Source organism: Streptomyces sp. NPDC031379, assembly GCF_055569615.1.
The window spans coordinates 329,160-353,146 of record NZ_JBVIIT010000002.1; the positions used below are offsets into that span (position 1 = coordinate 329,160).

Annotated in this window: 25 protein-coding genes; 10 read left to right on the forward strand and 15 right to left on the reverse strand. The window is 70.9% G+C overall.

Annotation, left to right across the window (positions count from 1 at the left end; translation table 11 throughout):
- Positions 1-13: 13 nt before the first annotated feature.
- The 6 genes from ACZ5CW_RS04320 to clpS form a co-directional block, all read right to left on the reverse strand.
- The gene (locus ACZ5CW_RS04320; protein WP_468598212.1) at positions 14-292 is read right to left on the reverse strand and encodes a MoaD/ThiS family protein; all 279 of its coding nucleotides are present in this window, start codon (positions 290-292) and stop codon (positions 14-16) included.
- Between the two features lie 116 nt (positions 293-408).
- Positions 409-504 carry a putative leader peptide gene (locus ACZ5CW_RS04325; protein ID WP_356021866.1) on the reverse strand — a complete coding sequence of 32 codons (96 nt, stop codon included), beginning with the start codon at positions 502-504 and terminating at the stop codon, positions 409-411.
- A gap of 79 nt (positions 505-583) precedes the next feature.
- Complete coding sequence (locus ACZ5CW_RS04330) at positions 584-1,006, reverse strand: M67 family metallopeptidase (protein ID WP_468598214.1); 423 nt, start codon at positions 1,004-1,006, stop codon at positions 584-586.
- Positions 1,007-1,140: 134 nt separating this feature from the next.
- Positions 1,141-2,577 carry an amino acid permease gene (locus tag ACZ5CW_RS04335; protein ID WP_468598216.1) on the reverse strand — a complete coding sequence of 479 codons (1,437 nt, stop codon included), beginning with the start codon at positions 2,575-2,577 and terminating at the stop codon, positions 1,141-1,143.
- A gap of 340 nt (positions 2,578-2,917) precedes the next feature.
- On the reverse strand, positions 2,918-3,523 hold the full coding sequence (locus ACZ5CW_RS04340) for a DUF2017 domain-containing protein (protein ID WP_468598217.1): 606 nt from the start codon (positions 3,521-3,523) through the stop codon (positions 2,918-2,920).
- 13 nt (positions 3,524-3,536) lie between these two features.
- Positions 3,537-3,854, reverse strand: coding sequence for an ATP-dependent Clp protease adapter ClpS (gene clpS / locus ACZ5CW_RS04345; RefSeq protein ID WP_468598219.1), 318 nt, complete (start codon positions 3,852-3,854; stop codon positions 3,537-3,539).
- Between the two features lie 57 nt (positions 3,855-3,911).
- Here clpS and ACZ5CW_RS04350 point away from each other — a divergent pair, with 57 nt between their 5' ends.
- Positions 3,912-5,258: a nicotinate phosphoribosyltransferase gene (locus ACZ5CW_RS04350; RefSeq protein WP_468598221.1), complete on the forward strand. Its 1,347-nt coding sequence runs from the start codon at positions 3,912-3,914 to the stop codon at positions 5,256-5,258.
- A gap of 97 nt (positions 5,259-5,355) precedes the next feature.
- Positions 5,356-5,952, forward strand: a complete 597-nt coding sequence (locus ACZ5CW_RS04355) for an isochorismatase family protein (protein WP_468598223.1) — start codon at positions 5,356-5,358, stop codon at positions 5,950-5,952.
- Between the two features lie 86 nt (positions 5,953-6,038).
- Here ACZ5CW_RS04355 and ACZ5CW_RS04360 read toward each other — a convergent pair whose 3' ends face one another.
- Both ACZ5CW_RS04360 and ACZ5CW_RS04365 read right to left on the reverse strand, forming a co-directional pair.
- Entirely contained in the window at positions 6,039-6,383 is a 345-nt protein-coding gene (locus ACZ5CW_RS04360) for a hypothetical protein (protein WP_468598225.1), read from the reverse strand.
- Positions 6,384-6,504: 121 nt separating this feature from the next.
- Positions 6,505-8,859: an immune inhibitor A domain-containing protein gene (locus ACZ5CW_RS04365; RefSeq protein ID WP_468598227.1), complete on the reverse strand. Its 2,355-nt coding sequence runs from the start codon at positions 8,857-8,859 to the stop codon at positions 6,505-6,507.
- Positions 8,860-9,247: 388 nt separating this feature from the next.
- On the opposite strand from ACZ5CW_RS04365, the gene ACZ5CW_RS04370 reads away from it, so the two are divergent.
- The gene (locus ACZ5CW_RS04370; protein ID WP_468598229.1) at positions 9,248-9,478 is read left to right on the forward strand and encodes a hypothetical protein; all 231 of its coding nucleotides are present in this window, start codon (positions 9,248-9,250) and stop codon (positions 9,476-9,478) included.
- Between the two features lie 75 nt (positions 9,479-9,553).
- Here the strand turns inward: ACZ5CW_RS04370 and ACZ5CW_RS04375 are convergent, their stop codons facing one another.
- Together ACZ5CW_RS04375 and ACZ5CW_RS04380 are read right to left on the reverse strand one after the other, a co-directional pair.
- The gene (locus tag ACZ5CW_RS04375; RefSeq protein ID WP_468598230.1) at positions 9,554-10,309 is read right to left on the reverse strand and encodes an RDD family protein; all 756 of its coding nucleotides are present in this window, start codon (positions 10,307-10,309) and stop codon (positions 9,554-9,556) included.
- Between the two features lie 72 nt (positions 10,310-10,381).
- On the reverse strand, positions 10,382-12,076 hold the full coding sequence (locus ACZ5CW_RS04380; protein ID WP_468598231.1) for an RDD family protein: 1,695 nt from the start codon (positions 12,074-12,076) through the stop codon (positions 10,382-10,384).
- Between the two features lie 244 nt (positions 12,077-12,320).
- Here ACZ5CW_RS04380 and ACZ5CW_RS04385 point away from each other — a divergent pair, with 244 nt between their 5' ends.
- A complete protein-coding gene (locus ACZ5CW_RS04385; protein WP_468598233.1) occupies positions 12,321-12,734 on the forward strand; it encodes an SsgA family sporulation/cell division regulator in 414 nt (137 codons plus the stop codon).
- Positions 12,735-12,790: 56 nt separating this feature from the next.
- On the opposite strand, the gene ACZ5CW_RS04390 is transcribed toward ACZ5CW_RS04385, so the two are convergent.
- Positions 12,791-14,206, reverse strand: coding sequence for an FAD-binding oxidoreductase (locus ACZ5CW_RS04390; protein ID WP_468598407.1), 1,416 nt, complete (start codon positions 14,204-14,206; stop codon positions 12,791-12,793).
- 92 nt (positions 14,207-14,298) lie between these two features.
- On the opposite strand from ACZ5CW_RS04390, the gene ACZ5CW_RS04395 reads away from it, so the two are divergent.
- A complete protein-coding gene (locus ACZ5CW_RS04395) occupies positions 14,299-15,756 on the forward strand; it encodes a tetratricopeptide repeat protein (protein WP_468598234.1) in 1,458 nt (485 codons plus the stop codon).
- A 24-nt stretch (positions 15,757-15,780) separates the two neighbouring features.
- Here ACZ5CW_RS04395 and hppD read toward each other — a convergent pair whose 3' ends face one another.
- On the reverse strand, positions 15,781-16,926 hold the full coding sequence (gene hppD / locus ACZ5CW_RS04400) for a 4-hydroxyphenylpyruvate dioxygenase (RefSeq protein WP_468598236.1): 1,146 nt from the start codon (positions 16,924-16,926) through the stop codon (positions 15,781-15,783).
- 124 nt (positions 16,927-17,050) lie between these two features.
- On the opposite strand from hppD, the gene ACZ5CW_RS04405 reads away from it, so the two are divergent.
- The 5 genes from ACZ5CW_RS04405 to ACZ5CW_RS04425 are packed head-to-tail and all read left to right on the forward strand — an operon-like array spanning position 17,051 to position 21,242.
- Positions 17,051-17,530: an Lrp/AsnC family transcriptional regulator gene (locus tag ACZ5CW_RS04405; RefSeq protein WP_468598237.1), complete on the forward strand. Its 480-nt coding sequence runs from the start codon at positions 17,051-17,053 to the stop codon at positions 17,528-17,530.
- Between the two features lie 26 nt (positions 17,531-17,556).
- Complete coding sequence (locus tag ACZ5CW_RS04410; protein ID WP_468598239.1) at positions 17,557-18,204, forward strand: ABC transporter permease; 648 nt, start codon at positions 17,557-17,559, stop codon at positions 18,202-18,204.
- Positions 18,197-19,444, forward strand: coding sequence for a betaine/proline/choline family ABC transporter ATP-binding protein (locus tag ACZ5CW_RS04415; protein WP_468598241.1), 1,248 nt, complete (start codon positions 18,197-18,199; stop codon positions 19,442-19,444). The genes ACZ5CW_RS04410 and ACZ5CW_RS04415 overlap by 8 nt, the downstream gene beginning before the upstream one ends.
- Positions 19,441-20,286 (forward strand): ABC transporter permease, encoded by an 846-nt coding sequence (locus ACZ5CW_RS04420; RefSeq protein WP_468598242.1) that lies wholly within the window; start codon positions 19,441-19,443, stop codon positions 20,284-20,286. The genes ACZ5CW_RS04415 and ACZ5CW_RS04420 overlap by 4 nt, the downstream gene beginning before the upstream one ends.
- On the forward strand, positions 20,283-21,242 hold the full coding sequence (locus ACZ5CW_RS04425) for a glycine betaine ABC transporter substrate-binding protein (RefSeq protein ID WP_468598243.1): 960 nt from the start codon (positions 20,283-20,285) through the stop codon (positions 21,240-21,242). Before ACZ5CW_RS04420 ends, ACZ5CW_RS04425 begins: the two co-directional genes overlap by 4 nt.
- Positions 21,243-21,256: 14 nt before the next feature.
- On the opposite strand, the gene ACZ5CW_RS04430 is transcribed toward ACZ5CW_RS04425, so the two are convergent.
- The 3 genes from ACZ5CW_RS04430 to ACZ5CW_RS04440 are packed head-to-tail and all read right to left on the reverse strand — an operon-like array spanning position 21,257 to position 23,964.
- Positions 21,257-22,045 (reverse strand): S16 family serine protease, encoded by a 789-nt coding sequence (locus ACZ5CW_RS04430; RefSeq protein WP_468598244.1) that lies wholly within the window; start codon positions 22,043-22,045, stop codon positions 21,257-21,259.
- Positions 22,046-22,087: 42 nt separating this feature from the next.
- On the reverse strand, positions 22,088-23,197 hold the full coding sequence (menC, locus tag ACZ5CW_RS04435; RefSeq protein WP_468598246.1) for an o-succinylbenzoate synthase: 1,110 nt from the start codon (positions 23,195-23,197) through the stop codon (positions 22,088-22,090).
- The gene (locus ACZ5CW_RS04440; RefSeq protein ID WP_468598247.1) at positions 23,194-23,964 is read right to left on the reverse strand and encodes a chorismate synthase; all 771 of its coding nucleotides are present in this window, start codon (positions 23,962-23,964) and stop codon (positions 23,194-23,196) included. Before ACZ5CW_RS04440 ends, menC begins: the two co-directional genes overlap by 4 nt.
- Positions 23,965-23,987: the final 23 nt, after the last annotated feature.

Consider the following 23,987-nt stretch of genomic DNA (forward strand, 5'->3'; position numbering starts at 1 on the left):
GGCGACCGTCGGCTCAGGCCATGCCGCCGGCCACGGCCGGCAGGATCGTCACGTTGTCGCCGTCGGACAGCTTGGTGTTGATGCCGTCCAGGAAGCGGACGTCCTCGTCGTTCAGGTAGACGTTGACGAAGCGACGCAGCTGGCCGCCGTCCACGATGCGGGCCTGGATGCCCGCGTGCCGGGTCTCGAGGTCGGCGAACAGCTCGGCGAGGGTGTCCCCGGCGCCTTCGACCGCCTTCTGACCGTCGGTGTAGGTGCGAAGGATGGTGGGGATGCGGACCTCGATGGCCATGGTTGCGGGCTCCTGTCGGAAGGGTTCGTCGATTCGGTGTGCGTGCCTGGCGGTCCCCCCGGGCTTGCGGCACGTGGGGGAGCACCGCGGCAGCGGCCGTACGGCGGCGGGGAACGTCAACAGATGGCGCTGTTCAGCCTGCACAGGTCGACGTGCAGCCGCGCCACGAGCAGGATGCCCGGCGCCTTCTCGCTCACGTCGTTCAGAACCATGGGCTCATCGTATCGATTCCCGGTCCGGCTTCTGGAATGTGATCCCACATGGCGGACGGATTTCAACCACGGGCTGAGATCAGTACGCCTGCACGACCTTGACCTCTTCCTCCGTGACCTCGCCCTCGAGGATCCGGAAGGAGCGGAACTGGAACTCGCCGAGGCCGTCGGCGTCCGCGGTGGAGACCAGGACGTAGTGGGCGCCGGGCTCGTTGGCGTAGCCGATGTCGGTCCGGGAGGGATAGGCCTCGGTGGCTGTGTGGGAGTGGTAGATGATCACCGGCTCCTCGTCGCGGTCGTCCATCTCCCGGTAGAGCTTGAGCAGATCCTGCGAGTCGAACTCGTAGAAGGTGGGCGAACGGGCCGCGTTCAGCATCGGGATGAAGCGCTCGGGGCGGCCGGCGCCCAGCGGGCCGGCGACCACGCCGCACGCCTCGTCGGGGTGGTCCTCGCGCGCGTGGGCGACGATCTGGTCGTACAGGGCCTGGGTGATGGTCAGCATGGGGGTCAGGATAAGCAGAGGGGCCGTCCCGTACCGAGGTGTGGTACGGGACGGCCCACATGGCGGACGTCCTGAGCGGCGGCCGACGGGAGAACCACGAGTGCTCCCGTCGGCCGGACGTCCTTTTCCGGGGGTCAGCGCTTGCGGAAGGCCGCGGCCTCGGGGTTGCGGCGCTTGAGCACCCAGTAGGCGACACCGAGGATGACGCCCCACAGCGGCGCACAGTACAGCGAGACGCGGGCGTCCTTGTCGATGCCCATCAGCACGATCACCATGAGGATGAACAGGAGCGCGAACACGCTGGTGTACGGGGCACCCGGTGCCCGGAACTCGCTGCGCGCCAGCTCGCCCCGGTCGGCCCTCATCCGGTAGCGGATCTGGCAGACCAGGATGACGATCCAGGCCCACATGCCGGAGATGGTCGCGAAGGACACCACGTAGTCGAACGCCTTGCCCGGCCACTGGTAGTTGATCCAGACGCCGACCAGCATCAGCGCGGCGGAGAACGTCGTGCCGACGAGCGGGGTACCGCTGCGCGTCAGCTTGGTGAAGAACTTCGGGCCCTGGCTGTTGAGCGCCAGGTCGCGCAGCATGCGGCCGGTGGAGTACATGCCGGAGTTGCAGGAGGACAGCGCGGCCGTCAGGACGACGAAGTTGACGATGCCGGCACCCGCGGCCAGGCCCATCTTCTGGAACGCGGCCACGAAGGGGCTCACGCCCGGGTGGAAATTCGTCCACGGCACGACCGAGAGGATCATGATCAGCGCGCCGACGTAGAAGACGGCGATGCGCCACGGCACGGTGTTGATCGCCTTGGGCAGCACGGTCTTGGGGTCCTTGGACTCGCCCGCGGTCACACCGACCAGTTCGACGGCGAGGAAGGCGAACATCACCATCTGCAGGGTCATCAGCGTGTTGCCGACGCCGTGCGGGAAGAACCCGCCGTCGCTCCACAGGTGGGTCACGGAGGCGGTGTCACCGGCGTCGGAGAAGCCGATCGTCAGGATGCCGGCACAGATCAGGATCATGCCGATGATGGCGGTGACCTTGACCATGGAGAACCAGAACTCCAGCTCACCGAAGAGCTTCACGGAGATCAGGTTGGCGCCGTAGAGCACGATCGTGAAGATCAGGGCCGAGACCCACTGCGGGATGTCGAACCAGTACGTCATGTAGGCGGCCGCGGCGGTGACCTCGGTGATGCCGGTGACCACCCAGAACAGCCAGTACGTCCACCCGGTCACGAAGCCCGCGAACGGGCCGATGAACTCGCGCGCGTACTCCGAGAACGAACCCGACACCGGGCGGTACATCAGCAGCTCGCCGAGCGCCCGCATGATGAAGAAGATGACGAGGCCCGCGATGGCGTACGCCAGGATCAGACTGGGGCCGGCCTTGGAAATACCCTTGCCCGCACCGAGGAACAGGCCGGTGCCGATGGCACCGCCGATGGCGATCATCTGGATCTGCCGGGCTCCGAGCCCGCGCTGATACCCCTCGCCACCCTCGCTGTCCTCGGCCCGCACGGCCTCATTGCCGTCGCGATGCTGGTCGACCTGCGCTGAGGTCATGTGTGGTGCGCCTTTCTCCATGCCGACCCGGGCCTTTCGTCGGCCTCGGATCGGGTTTCGATCCCCCCGGATTGATGGAGCTGGGCGGCTTTCACAAGCACGCCCGTGCCTGGCCGGCGGTCGCCGGCTCGGTGGCGCACCCGGCCGAACATGGGTGGTGTTGGCCGGGCGGTCGTGAAGATTTATCACGGCCGCAATATTGATCACAGAGGCGCGTTGTGGCGCATCACACAGGTAAAAGCGGACAAAGAGCGCCCGAATGCGGCAAAACAGGCCGCAACGGTGACGGGATCGTTATCCGGATTTGAGCGTCCGCTGAGCGAACACGAAACCCTTACATTCAGGGCATAAGTGTGGTGACGAGGGTCTCCTGGAGGCCGCCCAGCCATAGATAGGCCATCACCATCGGCTTGCGCGGGTCCTCGTCCGGGAGCCGGTAGAGCAGATCGGTGTCGTCCTCGTCGGTGATCTCCAGCCGGGCCCCGATCGCGAGCCGCAGGTCGTTGAGGGCGCCGAGCCACTGCCGCGACTCCTCCGGGGACAGCTTGAGCACCGCCCCGCCCTCACCCACCGGGGCGAGCGCGTCCAGGGTGCGGATCACCGCGAGCGCGTTCTCCCGCTTGCCGGCCCTGAGGTCGTTCTCGGTGTACCGGCGGAACTCGGCGGAGTGCGCCTGCCGCTCGTCGGCCTCGGCCGGCGAGTCCGGGGCCTTCTCCGGATCGCTGTAGGCGTCCGGGAAGAGCCGGCGCAGGACGGGATCGGCGGGCGGTTCGCTCGGGCCCTCGGCGAACAGCTCGGCGAGCGGGTCGTCCGGGGTGTCGGCGCCGGGGCCGGGACCGATCAGCTCCAGGAGCTGCACGGCCAGGGACCGGATGATGGAGATCTCGACGTCGTCGAGCGCGACGGCCGCGCCGCCGCCGGGAAGCGGTTCGAAATGTCCGGGCATCTGGATGGGTTCGCTACTTCCGGTCCTGCTGGAGGGTGGCCCACAGACCGTAGCCGTGCATCGCCTGCACGTCGCGTTCCATCTCCTCGCGCGTGCCGCTGGAGACGATCGCCCGGCCCTTGTGGTGGACGTCGAGCATGAGCTTGGTGGCCTTGTCCTTGGTGTAGCCGAAGTACGACTGGAAGACGTACGTCACGTAGCTCATGAGGTTGACCGGGTCGTTGTGCACGATGGTGACCCAGGGGACGTCGGGTTCGGGTACGGCGAAGACCTCCTCCGCCGACTCGGTGCGTTCGATCTCTACGGGCGCGGGTGACGTCACACAGCCCATGCTGCCACGCCGTTCAGAAATCGTCACACTGACGAAATGGGGGTAGCATCTATCGTCATGAACACAGCGGACCTTGGGCTGCCGGTGGACGTTCCCTCGACGGCGCTCTTCACGGACCAGTACGAGCTGACGATGTTGCAGGCCGCCCTGAAGGCCGGTACGGCCGAACGGCGGAGCGTGTTCGAGGTCTTCACCCGGCGGCTGCCGGACGGGCGCCGCTACGGCGTGGTGGCCGGCACCGGACGCGTCCTGGACGCGGTGGAGAACTTCCGTTTCGACACGGGCGTCCTCGGCTTCCTGGGTGAGCGGAAGATCGTCGACGAGCGGACCCTGGGGTGGCTCGCCGACTACCGCTTCAGCGGGGACGTGTGGGGCTATCCCGAGGGCGAGGTGTACTTCCCGGGCTCGCCGATCATGCGGGTCGAGGGCACCTTCGCCGAGTGCGTGCTGCTGGAGACGGTGATCCTCTCCATCCTCAACCACGACTCCGCGATCGCGGCCGCCGCCTCCCGCATGGCCTCCGCCGCCGGTGACCGCCCGCTGATCGAGATGGGCGCCCGCCGCACCCACGAGCTGGCCGCCGTGGCCGCCTCCCGGGCCGCGTACGTCGGCGGCTTCGCCACCACCTCCGACCTGGCGGCCGGCTTCCGCTACGGCATCCCGACCGTCGGCACGTCCGCCCACGCCTTCACCCTGCTCCACGACCGCGAGCGGGACGCCTTCCAGGCCCAGGTGGACACCCTCGGCCGGGGCACGACCCTCCTCGTCGACACCTACGACGTCGCCGAGGCCGTCCGTACGGCGGTGGAGGTGGCCGGCCCCGAGCTGGGCGCGGTCCGCATCGACTCCGGCGACCTGCTGCTGGTGGCCCACCGCGTCCGCCAGCAGCTGGACGAGCTGGGCGCGAGGCGTACGAAGATCGTCGTGACCTCGGACCTGGACGAGTACGCGATCGCCTCCCTGGCCGCCGCGCCCGTGGACGCGTACGGCGTCGGCACCCAGCTGGTGACCGGCTCCGGGCACCCGACGGCGTCCATGGTCTACAAGCTGGTCGCCCGCGCCGAGACCACCGATCCCAGGGCGCCGCTGGTACCGGTCGCGAAGAAGTCCACCGGCGGCAAGACCTCCGTCGGGGGCCGCAAGTGGGCGGCCCGCCGGCTCGACGAGGAGGGGATCGCGGAGGCCGAGGTCGTCGGCACCGGACCGGTCCCGGCCGAGCTGGCCGACCGGCAGCTGCTGGTGCAGCTGGTCAAGGGCGGCGAGGTGGTCGCCCGGGAGCCGCTGGACATGCCACGGGACCGCCACATCGCCGCCCGCGCGAACCTGCCGCTGTCCGCGATCCAGCTCTCCCGAGGGGAACCCGTCATTCCGACGGAGTACGTCCACGGGCGCTCGGGTAGCTAGAGCGGGAACACCGTCCGCCCCCTCGAACGCCCCCTCCCGCACGGGACCGGAAGTCTCTAGGCTCAGTTACTTGGCTCTCAGTCGAAGGACACCCACCATGCGCCGCGCCTTGATCGTCGTAGACGTGCAGAACGACTTCTGCGAAGGGGGCAGCCTTGCCGTCGCCGGTGGTGCCGACGTGGCCGCCGCCATCACCGAGCTGATCGGCCAGGCGGCGGGCACCGGGTACCGCCATGTGGTGGCCACCCGTGACCACCACATCGCGCCCGGCGGCCACTTCGCGGACAACCCCGACTACGTCCGCTCCTGGCCCGCGCACTGCGTCGCGGGCACGGAGGGCGTGGGATTCCACCCGAACTTCGCCCCGGCCGTCGCCTCCGGCGCGGTCGACGCGGTGTTCGACAAGGGGGCCTATTCGGCGGCCTACAGCGGCTTCGAGGGCACCGACGAGAACGACGTGCCCCTGGCCGACTGGCTGCGCGCCCGCCACATCGACGAGGTGGACGTGGTCGGCATAGCCACGGACCACTGCGTACGGGCCACCGCCCTGGACGCGGCGCGAGAGGGGTTCCGGACCCAGGTGCTCCTGGACCTGACGGCGGGCGTCTCCGGCGCGACGACCGAGCGAGCGCTGGAGGAGCTGCGCGAGGCCGGTGTGGAACTCACCGGCAAGCCGGTCGTCAGCGGCCAGTAAGCCGGCCGGCAGGCCTTCGAGGCGCCGGGCGGAGCGGCCGTGCCGCAGGGCGCGGGGAACCGCGAACCGTCCGCCCGGCGGAGCCCTCAGCTCTGCTGCGCCACCGCCGATCTGCGCAGCAGGGCCCGGATCGGGCGCCACAGCTCCGTGACGGTGACACCGTTGTCCGGCGCCGTACGCCATATCAGGCCGTCGGGGTGGTGCAGGACCGCCGTGATCTCGTCCGGGGTGGGCGGGGCCGCGTTGCCCCGCAGGTAGACCGCGCGCAGCCCCAGGTTGCGCAGCCTGGTCAGGGCGCGCGCCCGGTTCTGGGCGTGCACGAGCACCCGCACGCCGGCCGGGCCCGCCGCGAGGGCGCCGCCGGGACTCGGCAGGTTGAGCGCCACCACCACCGTGCCGTTCGGCAGCTTGCAAAAACCTCCTGCGGCCATGCGGTCACATCCCCGTTCCGGTCGGTGTCAATAAGCGATCCACAGCACGCACCTAAACACGATCGGCGGCAACCCGCCAGGGGGTTGCCGCCGATACGTGCCTGACCTGCAAAAACGTTCGTTACTTCACCGCTGCGCCGACTTCCAGCTCGACCGTCGAGCCGTCCTTGGCCTGCTTGGTGATCTTGATCTTCGTGTTGGTGTCAGTGATCTTCACGCCACCGGTCGGGTTCGACGGGTCGTAGTAGGAGCTGGTGTGGTCGTTGAAGACCGACACCCCCTTCTGCGACTTGATCTTGGTGGCCTTGTCCGCCTTGTGCAGCGTGAAGGCGTCCGTGGACTCCAGACCGAACGTCGAGTCGAAGGCCTGGATGCGGTTGCGCATCAGCGTGCCGTCGGAGTACTTCAGCGCCTTCCAGTGCGCGTCGACCGGCAGGATCAGACCGGTGCCCGGGTGGTCCTTGGCGTTGGTGTTGTTGTCCGCCTGGGAGGTGTCCCACTTCCAGATCAGCAGACCGTTCTGGTACGGGTAGTGCTCCACCCAGTCCGGACGCGACGCGAAGCCGAAGTTGTACGGGCCGACCTTGAGCGTCTTGTCGTACGACACGTACTGGCGGTTCTCGGCGATGTAGTACTGCTTGTAGTCCTTGGTGAAGGACGCGCCGATCCGGGAGAAGCCCGCCGCGGTCCAACCGGCGTCCGCCGTCTCGGCGTTGTCGGAGAACAGCGCCGCGCCGTCGGCGGTCAGCGTGATCTCGTCGGCCGCGAAGCCCTTCTGCGCCACCCCGCCGTCGGTCTGGTAGCGGAAGCGGACGTCGACCTTCTTGCCCGCGTAGGCGTCCAGCGAGTACGACAGCTTCTTGTAGCCGTCGACCGTGCCGGTCAGGGCCGGCTTGCCGGAGCCGTCGCGCGGGACGGCCTGGCCGTCGACCGTGCCGTCGAGGGCGGTCCAGTTGGCGCCGCCGTCGGTCGACACCTCGGTGTAGAGGTAGTCGTAGCCGTTCTCGATGTCGTACCAGCCGTCGAGCGTGAGGGCGGCCGACGTCTTCCCGGTGAGGTCCACCGAACGGGTCAGCGTGTTCTTGAGGTTGTCACCGCTGCCGCTCCACCACTGGGTCGAGCCCTGCGCCGGGGTGACGATCTCGGTCTTGACCGCCTTGTCCGGCAGCGAGACCACCAGGGCCTGACGGTACTTGGTGTTGTACTCGGCGAGGCCCAGCTTGTGCCAGGAGGAGACGCCCGCCTTGGCGGAGTCGTAGTTCAGCCAGCCCAGCTGCAGCTTGTCCCAGGCGTTCATGTCGCCGGGCAGGTCGCCGATGGCGTCCTTGCCGGTGCCCAGCCAGGAACCGGAGGACATCAGCGTCCAGAAGCCGGTGGAGTTGTCGCCGCCGTTGGTGTCGTACTCGTCCGGCAGGCCGAGGTCGTGGCCGTACTCGTGGGCGAAGACGCCGAGGCCGCCGTTCTCCGGCTGGATGGTGTAGTCGCCGACCCAGATGCCGGTGTCGCCGACCTGCGTGCCGCCGAGCTTGTTGCCGGACGGGCCGGTGGCGCCGGCGTCGGTGCCGAAGGCGTACCAGCGGTGCGCCCAGATCGCGTCGGTGCCCTGGGCGCCGCCGCCCGCGGACTCGTCCTCACCGGCGTGCACGATCTGGAAGTGGTCGACGTAGCCGTCGGGCTCGTTGAAGTTGCCGTCGCCGTCGAAGTCGTAGCGGTCCCACTGGTCGTACTTGGCCAGGTCCGCCTTGATGTCGGCGTCGGACCTGCCGGCCGCCTTCTGCTGGGCCACCCAGGCGCTCAGACCGTCGCTGACGACGTTCCACACGCTCGGGCAGTTGGTGGAGCCGCAGGCGTTGTTGCCGTAACGGGCCTCGTTGTACGGGACCTTCACCCAGTCGGTGACCTCACCGGTGACCGAGTAGCGGCCCGAGGACTGCTTCTCGTAGTACTTCTTCAGCGACTCGGTCTTCTTGCCGGTGCCGAAGTAGAGGTCCTGGTAGTGCTTCTGGTCGTAGTCCTTCTGCCAGGCCGTCGAGTTGTCCTTCTTGCGGTCCGGCGCGGCGATCTGGTTGTGCCGGGGGCCCGCGGTGCCGCCGAACTTGGGGTCGGTCTGGTCCCCGAACTCCACCAGGATGGTGAAGATCTTGTCGGTCTTCTCGCGGCTCAGCTCGACGTACTTGCTGTCGCCCTTCTTGCTCTTGAGCTGGACGACCTTCGAGCCGTTGCGGTCCTTGGCCTTGACCTTGCCCGATATGAGCTGGTTCAGGGCCTCCTGGCGCTGGGCCTCCTGGGTCTTGCTCATCGGGCCGTCGAGGTCGTGCTTCTGCTGCTTCACCGGCGCCGGGTCGTGCCGGTTGGCGGCAGCGGACCGGGCGGTGGTGCTCGCCTCCGCGACGGCGAAGGTGGCGAACGTGGCGGAGGCCGCCGCGAGCGTCACACCGATGGCGGCCGCTCTGAACGTCCAGGATCTGCTGGTCACTTGAGTTCCTCCCCCGCGCCGCGCACACGGACAGAAGGGTCCCGGGTCATGGAGGAATCCGTGCGCGCACGATCAACGCGTGTAGTCAAGTGACGACATTTGACTAGAGGTTTAGAAGAAAAGACAGACCTTGACTTGAGCAGGACAAGTGCACTATGCGGAGTGGAGGTTCGCTTTGCGGACGCCCCCGAACACCTCCAGAAACGGTGCAGATCCGCTCGACAGGCACGGGACAGCGCCTGCTTGCCGGGCCCATGACTCCGTGCGCCCCCTGTGCACCGGTACCGTGGGTTAGGCGATGCTTACCAGGCGTCCCGCTCGGGCATGCACGCGAAGAGAGTCGAACGGCACCCCCCACCCCCCGAAGACTTCCGAGGACACGATTGCCATGCCTCGTCCGACTGCCGCACAGCTCGTCTACGGTTCCTGCACGGTGATCTTCTCGACGCTCGCCATGCTGCTGCTGTCCCAGACGAGTTCGGGCCTCGGGATCGCCGTCATCGCCCTGGCGGCACTCGCCCTGGGACTCCTGGTCGCCATGACAGTTCCCGCGCCCCGCACCGTCGAAGCGCCCGCCGAGGCCGCGGTGGACGAGGAGCGCGTCCCCACCACCCTCTGACCGGTGCGTGCGAGAGCGGCGGGCCCGTCATGCCACGGACCCGCCGCTGTCGTGTGCGCACGCCTGACTCTTGGCTCAACGGGTGCTGACCACCACGGTCTTGGCCGCTTTGTCGTGCAGACCCTGTTTGTACGGCTTGTCGAAGAAGCTCCAGCCGCCGCAGATCGCCGTCCAGATGCAGGCGCAGCAGAAGGCGAACGGCACCCACAGCACCAGGGCCCGGATCAGCGAGGTCTGTACGGAGGGTGTGGCGCCGTTGTCCAGGTTGGCCACCCGCATGTTGAGCCATTTCTTGCCCAGGGTCTGCCCGGACTTGCTGATCAGGAAGGTGTCGTAGGCGACATAGAGGATGGCCGCGATGAAGGACTGCGCGACCGACCGGCCGACCTCGATGCGGTCGCCGTCGACGTTGTACTCGCGCACGCCGAACGCCCAGGTGAGCAGCCAGACGACGATCCCGACGAGGATCATGTCGATGATCCTCGCGAGCGTCCGCTTGCCGCTGTCGGCGAGCGGGGGCATACCTGCCAGGGGGTCGGCGGGGTAACCGCCGGCACCGGCTCCGTAGGGGCCGCCACCGTAGGGGCCGCCACCGTACGGGCTGCCGCCGTAGGGAGGCGGTTGGTCGCCGCCCGGGGGCGGGGGCCAGCCACCCGGAGGCGGGGGCTGGCCGCCCGGGGGCGGGCCGCCGCCGGGCGGCGGGGGCTGCTGGGCGCCGCCGTACGGGGTGTCGTACGGCGAGCCCGACCCCTGGTCCGACGGGGGCCGCTTCCTGAACGGGTCGTCCTCGGGGGGCTGCTCTCCGGAGCCGGGGGGCGGTTCACTGCTCATGGCCCGAGTGGACCCCGAGCGCCCCGGCTCCGCACCCGGCGGGCGGCCGTACGGAGTACGCGGGCGCCGCCGTCAGCCCGCGACGAAGGTGTGGGCCGCCTTGTCGTGCCAGCACTGGCGCCAGGGCCGGTCGAACAGGCACCACAGCACGCCCACGATCCCGATGCCGAGCAGCCCGGGCACGCTGTAGACCAGCCAGCGGCGCAGCGCCCGGCCGAACGTCGGGGGCTCGTGCGCCTCGATGTCCCGCACCTCGATCCCGCACAGCTTCTTGCCGAGGGTGCGGCCCCACTTGGCGGTGGGCAGCACCTCGTAGACCACGCCGAAGAGGAGCAGGACGGCGAGGACGATGCCGAGGCTGGTGCCGGTCGTGCCGTCGAGCAGCCAGACGGTGACGGTGCGGCCGGACAGCCGGGCCTCGTCGATCTTCTGCTGGATGTGGTCGGCGGCCTGGAGACCGAGGGGGACGGCCGCGGCGGCCGTCACGGCACCCACGACCAGGCTGTCGATCAGCCGGGCGGCGAACCGCTTGCCGTTTCCGGCGGGCCGGGCCGCGGCCTGGCGGCGCGCGGCCGCCTGGAACAGGTCCTCCACCGGCGGCTTCCACGGCGCGACGGGCTGCTCGTCCGCACCCCCGGCCAGCTGGTGCACCTGCTGCGCCCAGGAGGCCTGTCCGCCACCGGGACCGGCCGTCACGGGCGTTCCGGCACCGGCCGGTTGCGGACCGGACTGCTGCGGCACCGAGGGCGCCACGGCGGCCTGCGCCTGCTGGGCACCGCCGGCGGCCGGGAAGCCGAGGGGCGCCTGTGCGGGCTGGGCCCCCTGCGCCGCCGGTGCGGGCTGTCCGGCCTGTGCCGTCTGCGGGGCCTGCGCGGCGGCGCGGGCCGCGGCGGCCTTTCCGGCACCGAATCCGGGTCCGGAGGACGGGGTGCCGGAGGACGGGGCGGACGAGGCGCCGGGGGAAGCACCGGCGGAGGGGGAGGCGGAAGCGGGCGACGACGGGGCGGGCGCGCCGACCGGCCCCTGCGTACCGAAGCCGGGCACACCGGCACCGGCGGCCGCACCCGTGCCCGGGGCCTGCCCGCCGTGGCCCGTACCCTGCGCTCCCTGGCCAGGGCCCTGCGCCCCGAAGGCGGGGCCGCCTGGCGCGCCCGAGCCGGTCCGCGGAGGGCCGAAGCCCGCGTGCGGGGCGGCGGGCCCGTCGTCCTGGGCCCGCACGGCCTCCTGGCCGGTCGGCCGGCCCTGGCCGGGGACCGGGCGGAAGGTCATCGTGCCGTCGTCCTGGACGGCCGCGGGGCCGGGGACCGGGCGGCGGAAGATGAAGGTGCCGGGGTCGGGCGCGTCGTCGTCCGCCGGTGGGATGGAGGCCGTGCCGTCGGCGCCGGCGGCGTGGCCGGCCGGCTGGGCCGGGGTGTCCGCCGGGATCCTCGGGTCGGCGCTCCGGCCGGTGTCGCCGGGGCCGGACCGGCCCGCTGCGCCGGCACCCCAGGCGGGGCCGGCGGAGGGTCCCGCTCCCGTGGTGCCCGGGGCGGCCGAGTGCGGCTGCGGGTCCTCGTCGAAGAAGTGGGGGCCCGTCTCCTCCACGGCGGGCGCCGGGCGGACGCCGGGCGGCGGGGTGAGCGGCTCGCCGTCCCGCGGCGCCGGCCGGCTGGTGCCGGGCACCCAGGAGGCGCCGTTCCAGTACCGGACGTAGCCGGGGATGGACGGGTCCGGGTAGTAGCCCTCGCGGGGCCTGTCGTCACCTGGGGCCGGGGTTGGGGCGCTCATGTCCGTCGTCCCGTATCTGCTCGGGGGTGGGATGGGAGCCTCCACATCTATCAGACGCGGGCATCCCCCACCGCCAGTCCCGCCGGACCCACTCCTTTCCGGGCAACGCACCACCCGGCTCCCACAGGTCCGCGAAGAAACTTCTGCGAACCCGCGTAATGGCCCGGCCCCTGCCCCCTCTCCTCTGCTGCGGGCCTCCACCGGGCGGCCCGGCAGCACCGGACCAGGAGAGGAATCACAGGTCATGCATCACACCGTGGTGGAACGGGAGCTGGAGCTGAGGCTCGTCCTGTCGCCCGAGCGCAGCGTCCCGGTCCCGGCCAGGCTCGGCTACCGCTCCGACGACCCGTACGCCGTCCACATCGCCTTCCACATCAACTCCGAGCACCCCGTCGGCTGGACGTTCGCCCGCGACCTGCTGGTGGAGGGGGTGTTCCGGCCGTGCGGGCAGGGGGACGTGCGGGTGTGGCCGGCGAAGGTCGACGGGCGCGGTGTCGTACTGATGGCGCTCAGCTCACCCGACGGGGACGCCCTGCTGGAGGCACCGGTCCCGCAGATGTCTGCGTGGCTGGAGCGGACGCTGCGGCTGGTGCCCCCGGGGACCGAGGACAGGCGGCTGGGCATCGACGACGCGCTCGACCAGCTGCTCGCCCGGTGACCGGCCCCTGGCGTGGGTCGTGGCGGCCGCGCCCGGCCAGCGAGCCCGGGACCGGGTCAGAACAGCTTGCCCGGGTTGAGGATGCCCAGCGGGTCGAAGGCCTGTTTCACGGCCCGCTGCATCTCCACCCCGACCGGGCCGATCTCCCGGGCCAGCCACTCCTTCTTCAGGACGCCCACGCCGTGTTCGCCGGTGATGGTGCCGCCCAGCTCCAGGCCGAGGGCCATGATCTCGTCGAAGGACTCCCGGGCCCGCCGGGACTCCTCGGGGTCCTGCGCGTCGAAGCAGACGGTGGGGTGCGTGTTGCCGTCCCCGGCGTGCGCGCAGACGCCGATGGTCAGGTCGTACTTCTTGGCGATCCGCTCGACCCCGTCCAGCATCGCGCCGAGCCGGGAGCGGGGCACGCACACGTCGTCGATCATCGTCGTGCCCTTGACCGCCTCCAGCGCGGTCAGCGAGAGCCGCCTGGCCTGCAGCAGCATCTCGGACTCGGCGGTGTCCTCGGCGGGGACGACCTGGGTGGCGCCGGCCGCCTCGCACAGGGCGCCGACGGCGGCGAGGTCGGCGGCGGGGTCCGGGGTGTCGAAGGCGGCCAGCAGCAGCGCCTCGGTGGTCTCCGGCAGCCCCATGTGGGCGAGGTCGTTGACGGCCTTGACGGTCGTACGGTCCATCAGTTCGAGGAGGGACGGCACGTGACCGCCCTCCATGATCCGGCACACGGCGTCGCAGGCGGCGGTGGCGGAGCCGAACTCGGCGGCCAGCACCAGCTGCCGGGGCGGCTTGGGCTTGAGGGCGAGGACCGCCCGGACGACGATGCCGAGCGAGCCCTCGGAGCCGACGAACAGGCGGGTGAGGTCGTAGCCGGCGACGCCTTTCGCGGTGCGGCGGCCGGTGGACATCAGCCGGCCGTCGGCGAGGACGACGTCCAGGCCGAGGACGTACTCGGCGGTCACGCCGTACTTGACGCAGCACAGCCCGCCCGAGGCCGTGCCGATGTTGCCGCCGATCGTGCACATCTCCCAGCTGGAGGGGTCCGGCGGGTAGGAGAGGCCGTGTTCCTCGACCGCGCGGGAGAGGGCCGCGTTGATCACGCCCGGTTCGACCACGGCGATCCGGTCGACGGGGCTGATCTCCAGGATGCGGTCCATCTTGGTGAGGGACAGCGCGATGCAGCCCTCGGTGGCGTTGGCGCCGCCGGACAGGCCGGTGCGCGCCCCCTGCGGGACGACCGGGACCCGCAATGCGGTGGCGGTGCGCATGACGTGCTGGACCTCTTCCACCGTGCGCGGCAGCACCACCACGGCCGGGGCGCCGGCGGGACAGAAGCTCGCCATGTCGTTGGCGTAGGAGGCGGTGACGTCGGGGTCGGTCAGGACGGCCTCGGGCGGCAGGCCGGCCAGGAGCCGATCGGTGAGGGTGCTGGTTGCCGCGATGGCTTCGTCGCGGGGCGCTTCGATGCGGCTCATGATCACAGGGTCGCACTCGCGGCCATCGGTGTGAACCCCGTACGCGCCGCCCTTGGGCCGCATGGATGTGCTCGTCGTACTGACGCACAGTGAGCGCCATGGACAACCGACTGAACGGGCCGGGTACGTCCCTGATCGCCGGGCCGCCGAGGCCGCGCCGCCGCCTGAGGTGGCTGCGGCGGGTGCTGACGACCGCGCTGGCGGGCGGTGTCGTCGCGGGCGGGGTGCTGATGCTGCTGCCGCAGGAGCGGCCGCGCGGGGCGGCGCCCGCCCCGGGACCGCAGGCCCAGGCGCCGGCCGCGGTGACCTTCGGGATTCCGGCGGCGCTGCCCCGGGTGACGGCTCTCATCGGACAGCAGGAGCAGCGGGTGCGGGCGCAGCCGCAGGACGCCCGGGCGTGGGCGGTGCTGGGGTCCGCGTACGTGGAGCGGGGACGGCGGACGGCGGCCCCGGCGGACTACCCGAAGGCGGAGCAGGCGTTGCGGACCTCGCTGCGCGTGCGCGGCGCGCGGAACACCGAGGCTCTGGACGGCATGGCGGCGCTGGCGCTCGCGCGGCGGGACTTCCCGGCGGCGAAGGGCTACGCCGAGCAGGCGCTGAAGGCGTCGCCCAAGCGATGGACGGCGTATCCGCCGATGATCGACGCCTACAACGGGCTCGGCGACTACGAGGCGGCCCGCAAGACCCTGGACAAGCTGCTTCAGCTGCGCCTCGGTGCGGACGCGCGGCCCGCCGTGATGGCGCGGGCCTCGGCGGTGTACCGGGACCGGGGCTGGCGCGAGGACGCGGTGGCCCAGCTGACCGACGCGGCGGCCGCCGCCCGCACACCGGCCGAGCAGGCCGCCTACCTGGCCGGGCTCGGGCAGCTGGCCTGGGAGCGCGGCGACCTTCCGGACGCGCTGCGGCACTTCGACGCGGCCGCACGTCTGGAACCCGGGCAGCGGACGGCACTGGCCGGGCGGGGGCGGACGCTGGCCGCGCTGGGCCGCTCGGCGGAGGCGGTGACCGCGTACCGGGCGGCCCTGGCCCGGCAGCCGAGCCCCCGGGACACCCTGGAGCTGGGCGAGCTGTACGAGTCGCTGGGACAGAGCCGGTCGGCCGCCGCGCAGTACGAGCAGTTGAAGACGCGGGTGCGGCAGTCGGTGGCGGGCGGGGTCGACGAGGAGCTGCTGATCGGGCAGTTCGAGGCGGACCACGGGGACCCGTGGGAGGCCGTGGAGCGGCTGGAGGCCGAGTGGCAGCGCCAGCCGGGGATCGAGGTGGCCGACGCGCTCGGCTGGGCGCTGCACCGGGCCGGTGACGACAAGGAGGCGCTGACGTACGCCACCATCGCCACGGACAAGGCGAAGGGGGGCGGGGTGCGCAGTGCGCTCCACGCCTTCCACCGGGGCATGATCGAGGGGGAGCTGGAGATGTACGCGCCCGCGCGCCGGCACCTTCAGGAGGCGCTGCGGATCAATCCGTACTTCTCACCGCTCGAGGTTCCCGAAGCGCGCCGGGCCCTGGCCGCGCTGGGTGACGTGCCGGAGGAGCCGCTCCCCGCCGAGACCCCCTAGGGGGGTCCGGCGGGGCGTCTTCGGCTACAGGTTGCCGCGCTTGGCCTGCTCGCGTTCGATCGCCTCGAACAGGGCCTTGAAGTTGCCCTTGCCGAAGCCCATCGAGCCGTGTCGCTCGATGATTTCGAAGAAGACGGTCGGCCGGTCCTGGACGGGCTTGGTGAAGATCTGCAGCAGGTAGCCGTCCTCGTCGCGGTCCGCGAGGATCTTCAACTCGCGCAGGGTCTCGACCGGGACGCGGGTGTCGCCCACCCACTCGCCGAGGGTGTCGTAGTACGAGTCGGGGGTGTCGAGGAACTCGACGCCGGCCGCGCGCATGGTGCGGACGGTCTGCACGATGTCGTTCGTGTTCAGCGCGATGTGCTGGACGCCGGCGCCGCCGTAGAACTCCAGGTACTCGTCGATCTGGGACTTCTTCTTGGCGATCGCGGGCTCGTTGATCGGGAACTTCACCTTGAGGGTGCCGTCCGCGACGACCTTCGACATCAGCGCGCTGTACTCGGTGGCGATGTCGTCGCCCACGAACTCCTTCATGTTCGTGAAGCCCATGACCTTGTTGTAGAACGCGACCCACTCGTTCATCCGGCCGAGTTCCACGTTGCCGACGCAGTGGTCGACGGCCTGGAAGGTGCGGTGGGCGGGCGGTTCGACGATCGGCTTCGCCGCCGTGTAACCGGGCAGGTAGGGACCGTCGTAGCCGGTGCGGTCGACCAGGGTGTGGCGGGTCTCGCCGTAGGTGGCGATCGCGGCGAGGACGACGGTGCCGTGCTCGTCCTTCACCTCGTAGGGCTCGGCGACCGAGCGGGCGCCGTGCTCGATGGCGTACGCGTACGCGGCGCGGGCGTCCGGGACCTCGATGGCCAGGTCGATGACCCCGTCGCCGTGCTCGGCCACGTGCTGGGCGAGGAAGTGGCCCCAGTCGCTGCTCGGCTTGATCACCGAGGTGAGGACGAAACGGGCGGAGCCGTTCTCCAGTACGTAACTGGCGGTCTCGCGGCTGCCGTTCTCCGGTCCGGAGTACGCGACCAGCTTCATGCCGAAGGCGGTGGAGTAGTAGTGCGCCGCCTGCTTGGCGTTGCCCACGGCGAAGACGACCGCGTCCATTCCCTTGACCGGGAAGGGGTCGGCCTGCCGGGCGGTGTCGGGAGTGTGGTGTGTGGTCTGCGTCATAGCGGAAGGGTGACCCCGCTCTGCAAGGTGCGCAATAGTTGGCGTATCTGCTGGGCAATCTGTTCAGCAGTGCAGCCATTCCGGCAGTCTTTCTGTACAGGATGACCATCGTGGGAGGGCTCGGATGGCGATCGACCGGCTGGACGGACGGATCATCGTGCTGCTCGCCCGGGAGCCGCGCATCGGTGTGCTGGAGATGTCCCGGCGGCTCGGAGTGGCGCGCGGGACCGTGCAGGCCCGCCTGGACCGGCTTCAGTCGAACGGAGTCATCCGCGGATTCGGCCCGCAGGTGGATCCGGCGGCCCTCGGCTACCCGGTCACCGCGTTCGCCACGCTCCAGATCCGGCAGGGCCAAGGGGCGGACGTGCGCGCCTACTTGGCGACCGTGCCCGAAGTGCTGGAGCTGCTGACCACGACCGGCAGCGGGGACATGCTGTGCCGTCTGGTGGCCCGTTCGAACGCCGATCTCCAGCGGGTGATCGACCGGGTTGTCGGCTTTGATGGCATCGTCCGGGCCTCCACGGCGATCGTCATGGAGAACCCCGTTCCGCTGCGGATCATCCCGCTGGTGGAACAGGCGTCCGCGGACAGCGAAGGGACGTAGACGACCCGACCCGGGGGTGAGCGCGGGTGAACTTCTGGGAGTACCTGGGCAGCCGCCACCAGCAGCTGCTGACGGACGCGTACCAGCACGCCGGCGCGGTGTTCCAGTGCATGGTCCTGGCGACCGTCCTCGGGGTGCTCATGGGGGTCGTCACGTACCGCACCGACTGGGCCGGCAACCTCGCCACGCTCACCACCTCCACCGTCCTCACCATCCCGTCCCTGGCCCTGATCGGTCTGCTGATCCCGGTGGTGGGGCTGGGCGTCGCGCCGACGGTCATCGCGCTGACCCTGTACGGGCTGCTGCCGATCGTGCGCAACGCCATCGTGGGACTGCGCGGCGTCGACCCGGCCCTGGTGGACGCGGCCCGCGGCATCGGCATGTCCCGCCCGGCACAGCTGCTGCGGATCGAGCTGCCGCTGGCCTGGCCGCCGATCCTGACCGGCATCCGGGTCGCCACCCAGATGCTGATGGGCATCGGGGCCGTCGCCGCCTACGCCTCCGGCCCCGGCCTGGGCAACGAGATCTTCCGCGGGCTGGCCTCGCTGGGCAGCAGGAACGCCCTGAACCAGGTGCTCGCGGGCACGCTCGGGATCGTCGTCCTCGCGCTCCTCTTCGACGTCGCCTACGTCCTGCTCGGACGGCTGACCATTCCCAGAGGTATCCGTGTCTGAGACGTCCGCCCAGGGCTCCCACGGCGCCACGATCGAGCTGGAGAACCTGACCAAGCGGTACCCGGGCAATCCGCAGCCGGCCGTGGACAACGTCAGCATGGAGATCAGGGCCGGCGAGACGGTGATCTTCGTCGGGCCGTCGGGCTGCGGGAAGTCCACGACACTGAAGATGATCAACCGGCTGATCGAGCCGACCGGCGGCCGCATCCGCATCGACGGCGAGGACGTCACCGACATCGACCCGGTGAAGCTGCGCCGCAACGTCGGGTACGCCATCCAGTCCTCGGGCCTGTTCCCGCACATGACCGTCGCCCAGAACATCGCGCTGGTGCCGAAGATGACCGGCTGGTCCGCGTCCCGGGTCCGGGACCGGGTGGAGGAGATGCTCGACCTGGTGGGCCTGGACCCGGGCGAGTTCCACGGCCGCTATCCGCGCCAGCTCTCCGGCGGCCAGCAGCAGCGCGTCGGGGTGGCGCGGGCGCTCGCCGCCGATCCCCCGGTGCTGCTGATGGACGAGCCGTTCGGCGCGGTCGACCCGATCACCCGCGACCACCTCCAGGACGAGCTGATCCGGCTCCAGCGCGAGCTGCACAAGACGATCGTGTTCGTCACGCACGACTTCGACGAGGCGATCAAGCTGGGCGACCGGATCGCGGTGCTGCGCGAACGCTCGCACATCGCCCAGTTCGACACCCCGGAGGCGATCCTCACCAACCCGGCCGACGACTTCGTCTCCGGTTTCGTCGGCGCGGGTGCGGCCCTGAAGCGGCTGAACCTGACCCGGGTGCGGGACGTGGAGATGCGGGACTACCCGACGGTCACCGTCGACACCCCGCTCCAGCAGATCTCCGGTTTCCTGCGGGGCAGCGGCACGAACGAGATCCTGCTGCTCGACAGGCGTCGCCGGCCCTACAAGTGGCTGCGGCGGGGCGACCTGACGCGGGCGAGGGGCTCGCTGGCCCGGGCGGGCACGCTGGTGAACGACACGGTGACCCGGGACGCGACCCTCAGGGACGCGCTGGAGGCGGTACTCACGGACAACGCGGGGCGGGTGGCCGTCACGGGGCGGCGCGGCGAGTACATCGGCGTCGTCGACATGGAGACCCTGATGAACTCCGTGCACGAGCTGCTGGAGGCCGACCGGCTGGAGGCCATGGAGGCGCAGGCCGACCTGGAGGTGGCCCGGGCCCAGCAGACCCACTCCGAGCAGGAGGGCCACGGAGGGGAGAAGAAGGCGTGAGCACCGCCCGGCGGCCCGAGGGCGCGCACGACGCCGAGGGGCTCGCCCTCCGCGACGAGGGCGGGGCGGGGCAGGAGGCGCCGCCGCCGCAGCGCCCGCCCGCACGCCGCCTGACCTGGCGGCGGCTGACCTTCCTGCCCTCGGTGCTGATCCTGCTGCTGCTCGCCACCTGGCTGTGGTTCCGCCAGGCCGACCTGGACACCATCTCGCGCAACGCGCTGTCGGGCGGCCAGGTCTCCAAGGCGCTGTGGCAGCACGTGAAACTGACGGTGATCTCGACGTTCTTCGTGCTGGTCATCGCCATCCCGCTGGGCATCCTGCTGACCCGGAGGGCGTTCAGCCGTGCCACCCCGATGGCGATGACGATCGCCAACATGGGCCAGGCGACGCCGGCGATCGGCCTCCTGGCGCTGCTGGTGATCTGGCTGGGCACCGGCACGAAGGCGGCGCTGATCGGCATCGTCGTCTACGCCGTGCTGCCCGTGCTGGCCAACACCATCGCGGGCCTGAAGGCCAACGACCCGACCCTGCAGGAGGCGGCCCGCGGCATCGGGATGTCCCCGCTCGGCGTGCTCACCCGGATCGAACTCCCCCTCGCCGTCCCCCTGATCCTCGCGGGCATCCGCACCGCCCTCGTCCTCAACGTCGGTACGGCGACCCTGGCGACCTTCGGCGGTGGCGGCGGCCTCGGCGTGCTGATCACGACGGGCATCACCACCCAGCGCATGCCGGTGCTGGTCCTGGGCTCGATCCTCACCGTGGCGCTCGCCCTGCTGGTCGACTGGCTGGCCTCCCTGGCGGAAGTGCTGCTGCGGCCGCGGGGGCTGGAGGCGGGGACATGAGACGCCGCGCCCGTCCGCTGCTGGCCGCGCTGCTCGTCGTACCGTCCGGCTGCGGTCTGACCAGCGGCTCCCCCATGACCGACGACGTCGAGCCGGGCTCCATCGGCGCGGGCGAGCCGCTGAAGGGCGCCCATCTCACCGTCACCTCCAAGGAGTTCACGGAACAGCTGATCCTGGGCGCGATCATGGGGATCGCCTTCCAGGCGGCCGGTGCCGACGTGCTCGACCGGACGGGCATCCAGGGCTCCATCGGGTCGCGGGAGGCGGTCAAGAGCGGGGAGGCGGACGCGCTGTACGAGTACACGGGCACCGGCTGGATCACCTACCTGGGCAACAGCAGGCCGATCCCGGACCCCACGAAGCAGTGGCGGGCGGTGCGGGCCGCCGACCTGAAGAACGGGCTGACCTGGCTGCCGCCCTCACAGCTGAACAACACCTACGCGCTCGCCATGAACCAGGCCAACTACCAGAAGTACCGCACGCGGACACTGTCCGAGGTGGCCGCGCTGTCCAGGAAGGACCCGGACGCCGTCACCCTCTGCGTCGAGGGCGAGTTCGCCAACCGGGCCGACGGGCTGCCCGGCATGGAGAAGGCGTACGGCATGGACGTGCCGGCGAAGAACATCACGCAGATGGACACCGGGATCATCTACACGCAGGTGGCGAAGGGGGCGTGCACCTACGGGGAGGTGTTCACCACCGACGGGCGCATCAAGTCGATGGACCTCGTCGTGATGGACGACGACAAGAAGTTCTTCCCCAACTACAACGCCACGCCCGTGGTCAACACCGAGGTGCTGAAGAAGTGGCCGGCCATCGCGAGCGTCATCGAGCCCGTGACCAGGAAGCTGAACAACTCGGTGGCGCAGACCCTGAACGCGGCGGTGGACGTCGACGGCGAGGACCCGCACCAGGTGGCGCTGGACTGGATGCGCCAGGAGGGGTTCGTGAGGTAGGGGGCCGAGGACGGCTAGCAGCTCGGGACCGTGCCCTTGCCCTTCTCCAGCGCCACCAGGGAGTCGACCGCGCTCTTGAGGGTGGTCACCGGGACCAGCCGCAGCCCCTTGGGCAGTTCGGCCTCGGCGTCGGCGCACTCCGCCTTCGGCACCAGGAAGACGCTGGCCCCGTCCCGCCGGGCGGCCTGCGTCTTCAGGGCCACCCCGCCGACCGCGCCGACCTTGCCGTCGCCGTCGATCGTGCCCGTACCGGCGATGGTGCGGCCCCCGGTGAGGTCGCCACCGCCGCCGTCGCCGTCCAGCTTGTCGATGATCCCCAGGGTGAACAGCAGACCCGCGCTGGGCCCGCCCACGTCGGCGAGCTTCAGCGTGACCTTGACCTTGCCGGTCAGGTCCAGGTACTTCAGTGCCGCCCGGGTCGCGGCGTCCTGGGACTGCCGCATCTGCTCCACGTTGTGCTTCTCGATCTCCTTGATGTCGTCGCCGCTCGGGTAGACCGAGTCGCGCGGCATGACGGCCCGGTCGGTGCGGAACCAGTTGTCGAACACGTCCCCCAGGGACACCCGGGTGTCCGGCCCGGTCGCCTCGATCGTGACCATCCGCAGCTGCCCGCTGGTCTTCCGGGTCGGCGCACCGGAGACGGTGATCACCGGAGTGCCCTTGTTCTCCCCGAGCACGTTCGCCGTCAACCCGGGCTGCGCCACCGCGAACGGCAGCGGCGCGAACGCCGCCGTGGCGATCAGGGCCACGACGGGCAGGGCGCAGACGGCTACGGCCTGGGAGCGTGTGAGACGTGAGAGCACGGTGTCAATCTAACCCGGCTCCTGCGCCCGGCCACCGGCCCCTCACCCCGCGTAGAGGTCCCGTCGCTCGCGCGTGAACCGGCGCAGCGCCTCCGGACGGGGCTCGACGCCGATGCCGGGGGTGGCCGGAACCGGAAGGTGGCCGTCCCGCAGCACGAACGGTTCGGTGATGTCCTCCGCGAAGTAGCGGGAGGAGGCGGAGGTGTCGCCGGGGAGGGTGAAGCCGGGCAGGGCCGCGAGCGCCAGGTTCGGCGCCCGGCCGATGCCCGTCTCGAGCATGCCGCCGCACCACACCGGCACCCCGTGCGCGTGGGCCACGTCGTGGACCCGGCGGGCCTCGAGGTAGCCGCCGACCCGGGCGGGCTTGACGTTCACCACCCGGCAGGCGTCCATGGCGATCGCGGACGCGGTGTCGCGCGCGTGGTGCAGGGACTCGTCGAGGCAGACGGGGGTGCCCAGCCGCTCCTGGAGCCGGGCGTGGGCGTGCAGGTTGTTCTCCTCCAGCGGTTCCTCGATCAGCAGCAGCCCGAACTCGTCCAGGCGCCGCAGGTGCTCGGCGTCGGCGAGGGTGTAGGCGGTGTTGGCGTCGACCTGGAGGGGCAGGCCGGCGCCGAAGCGCTCGCGGACCGCCCGCACCGGCTCGACGTCCCAGCCGGGCTCGATCTTCAGCTTGATGCGGACATAGCCCTCGGCGAGGTAGCGCTCGACGTCGTCCAGCAGTTCGGGGACCGCGTTCTTGATGCCGACGGAGACCCCGGCGGGCACCCGGTCCTTCACGGCCCCCAGATAGGTCGCGAGCGGCATGCCGTAGGACCGCAGCTCGGCGTCCAGGACCGCCGTCTCCAGGGCCGCCTTCGCCAGCTCGTGCCCCTTGACCTTCGCCAGCGCGGGGGCGAGCGCGGCCGTCGTGAGGTGCGGGAGGGCGGCCAGGCGGGGCAGCAGGAAGTCGCGCAGCACGATCTCGGCGCCGGCGACGAACTCCGAGCAGTACAGCGGTTCGGGATCGGCGGCGAACTCCGACCAGCCCTCGGCCTCGTCCGTCACGACGTGCAGCAGGAAGGTGTCCTTCGCCGTCATGGTCCCGAAGGACGTACGGAAGGGGGTGACCAGCGGGATCGCCACGTGCACGATCTCCACGCGCTCCAGCTTCACGCGGCCTCCTCCGTCCGGGTCAGCGTGTACCAGCCGTCGCGGGACATGCCGGTGGCGGAAAAGCCCTCCGCGAAGGCCGCCACGAACACCTCGCGGACGGCGTGCCGCCAGCGCAGCGCCAGGCCGGGGTCGGCGGCGCGCAGCGTGACGATGTCGTCGGGGACGCGGCACCAGAGGTACCGGTCGGCGAGATCACGGCGGGCGAGCGGGCCCCCGTCGGGGGCGAGGCGGACGACGGGTCCATAACCTCCCGTGTCGTGCGGAACCCTCGGTGCCGTCAGGTCCCAGGTCACCGTCAGCCGGTCGCTCTCGTCGCCGTCGTTCACGCCGTCGGCCATGGGGCCGTAGAAGTCGACCAGGTACTCCGTGCCGACGGCGCCCAGCTTGGCCAGGTTGAAGCGGGCGTTGCGGCCGACCAGCGGGTCGAAGGTCCAGCGCATGGTGCGGGCGCCGATCCCGGCCGCCCAGTCGCGCTGGGCCAGCTTCACGGCGTGCCCCAGGCCCCGGTCGGCGGCCGCCACCAGCGAGTACGTGCTTTCCCGCGGGCCGAGGACGGCGACGGACGCCCCGGCCAGCCGGGGCCCGTCGTACACGGCGTGGACCGCGCCGCCGGCGTGCACCAGGCTGTGCAGCACCTCGGCCGGATAGGGCGGTGCGGTGCGGGGCGTCCGCCAGACGTCGCTGAAGTGGTCGGCCACGGCCGCGAGCGCCGTGACGTCGTGGACGGTGCGGACGGTGACTCCTGCTGTCGTGACTCCTGCTGCCATGGCACGAGTCTCGGAGCCGGCGG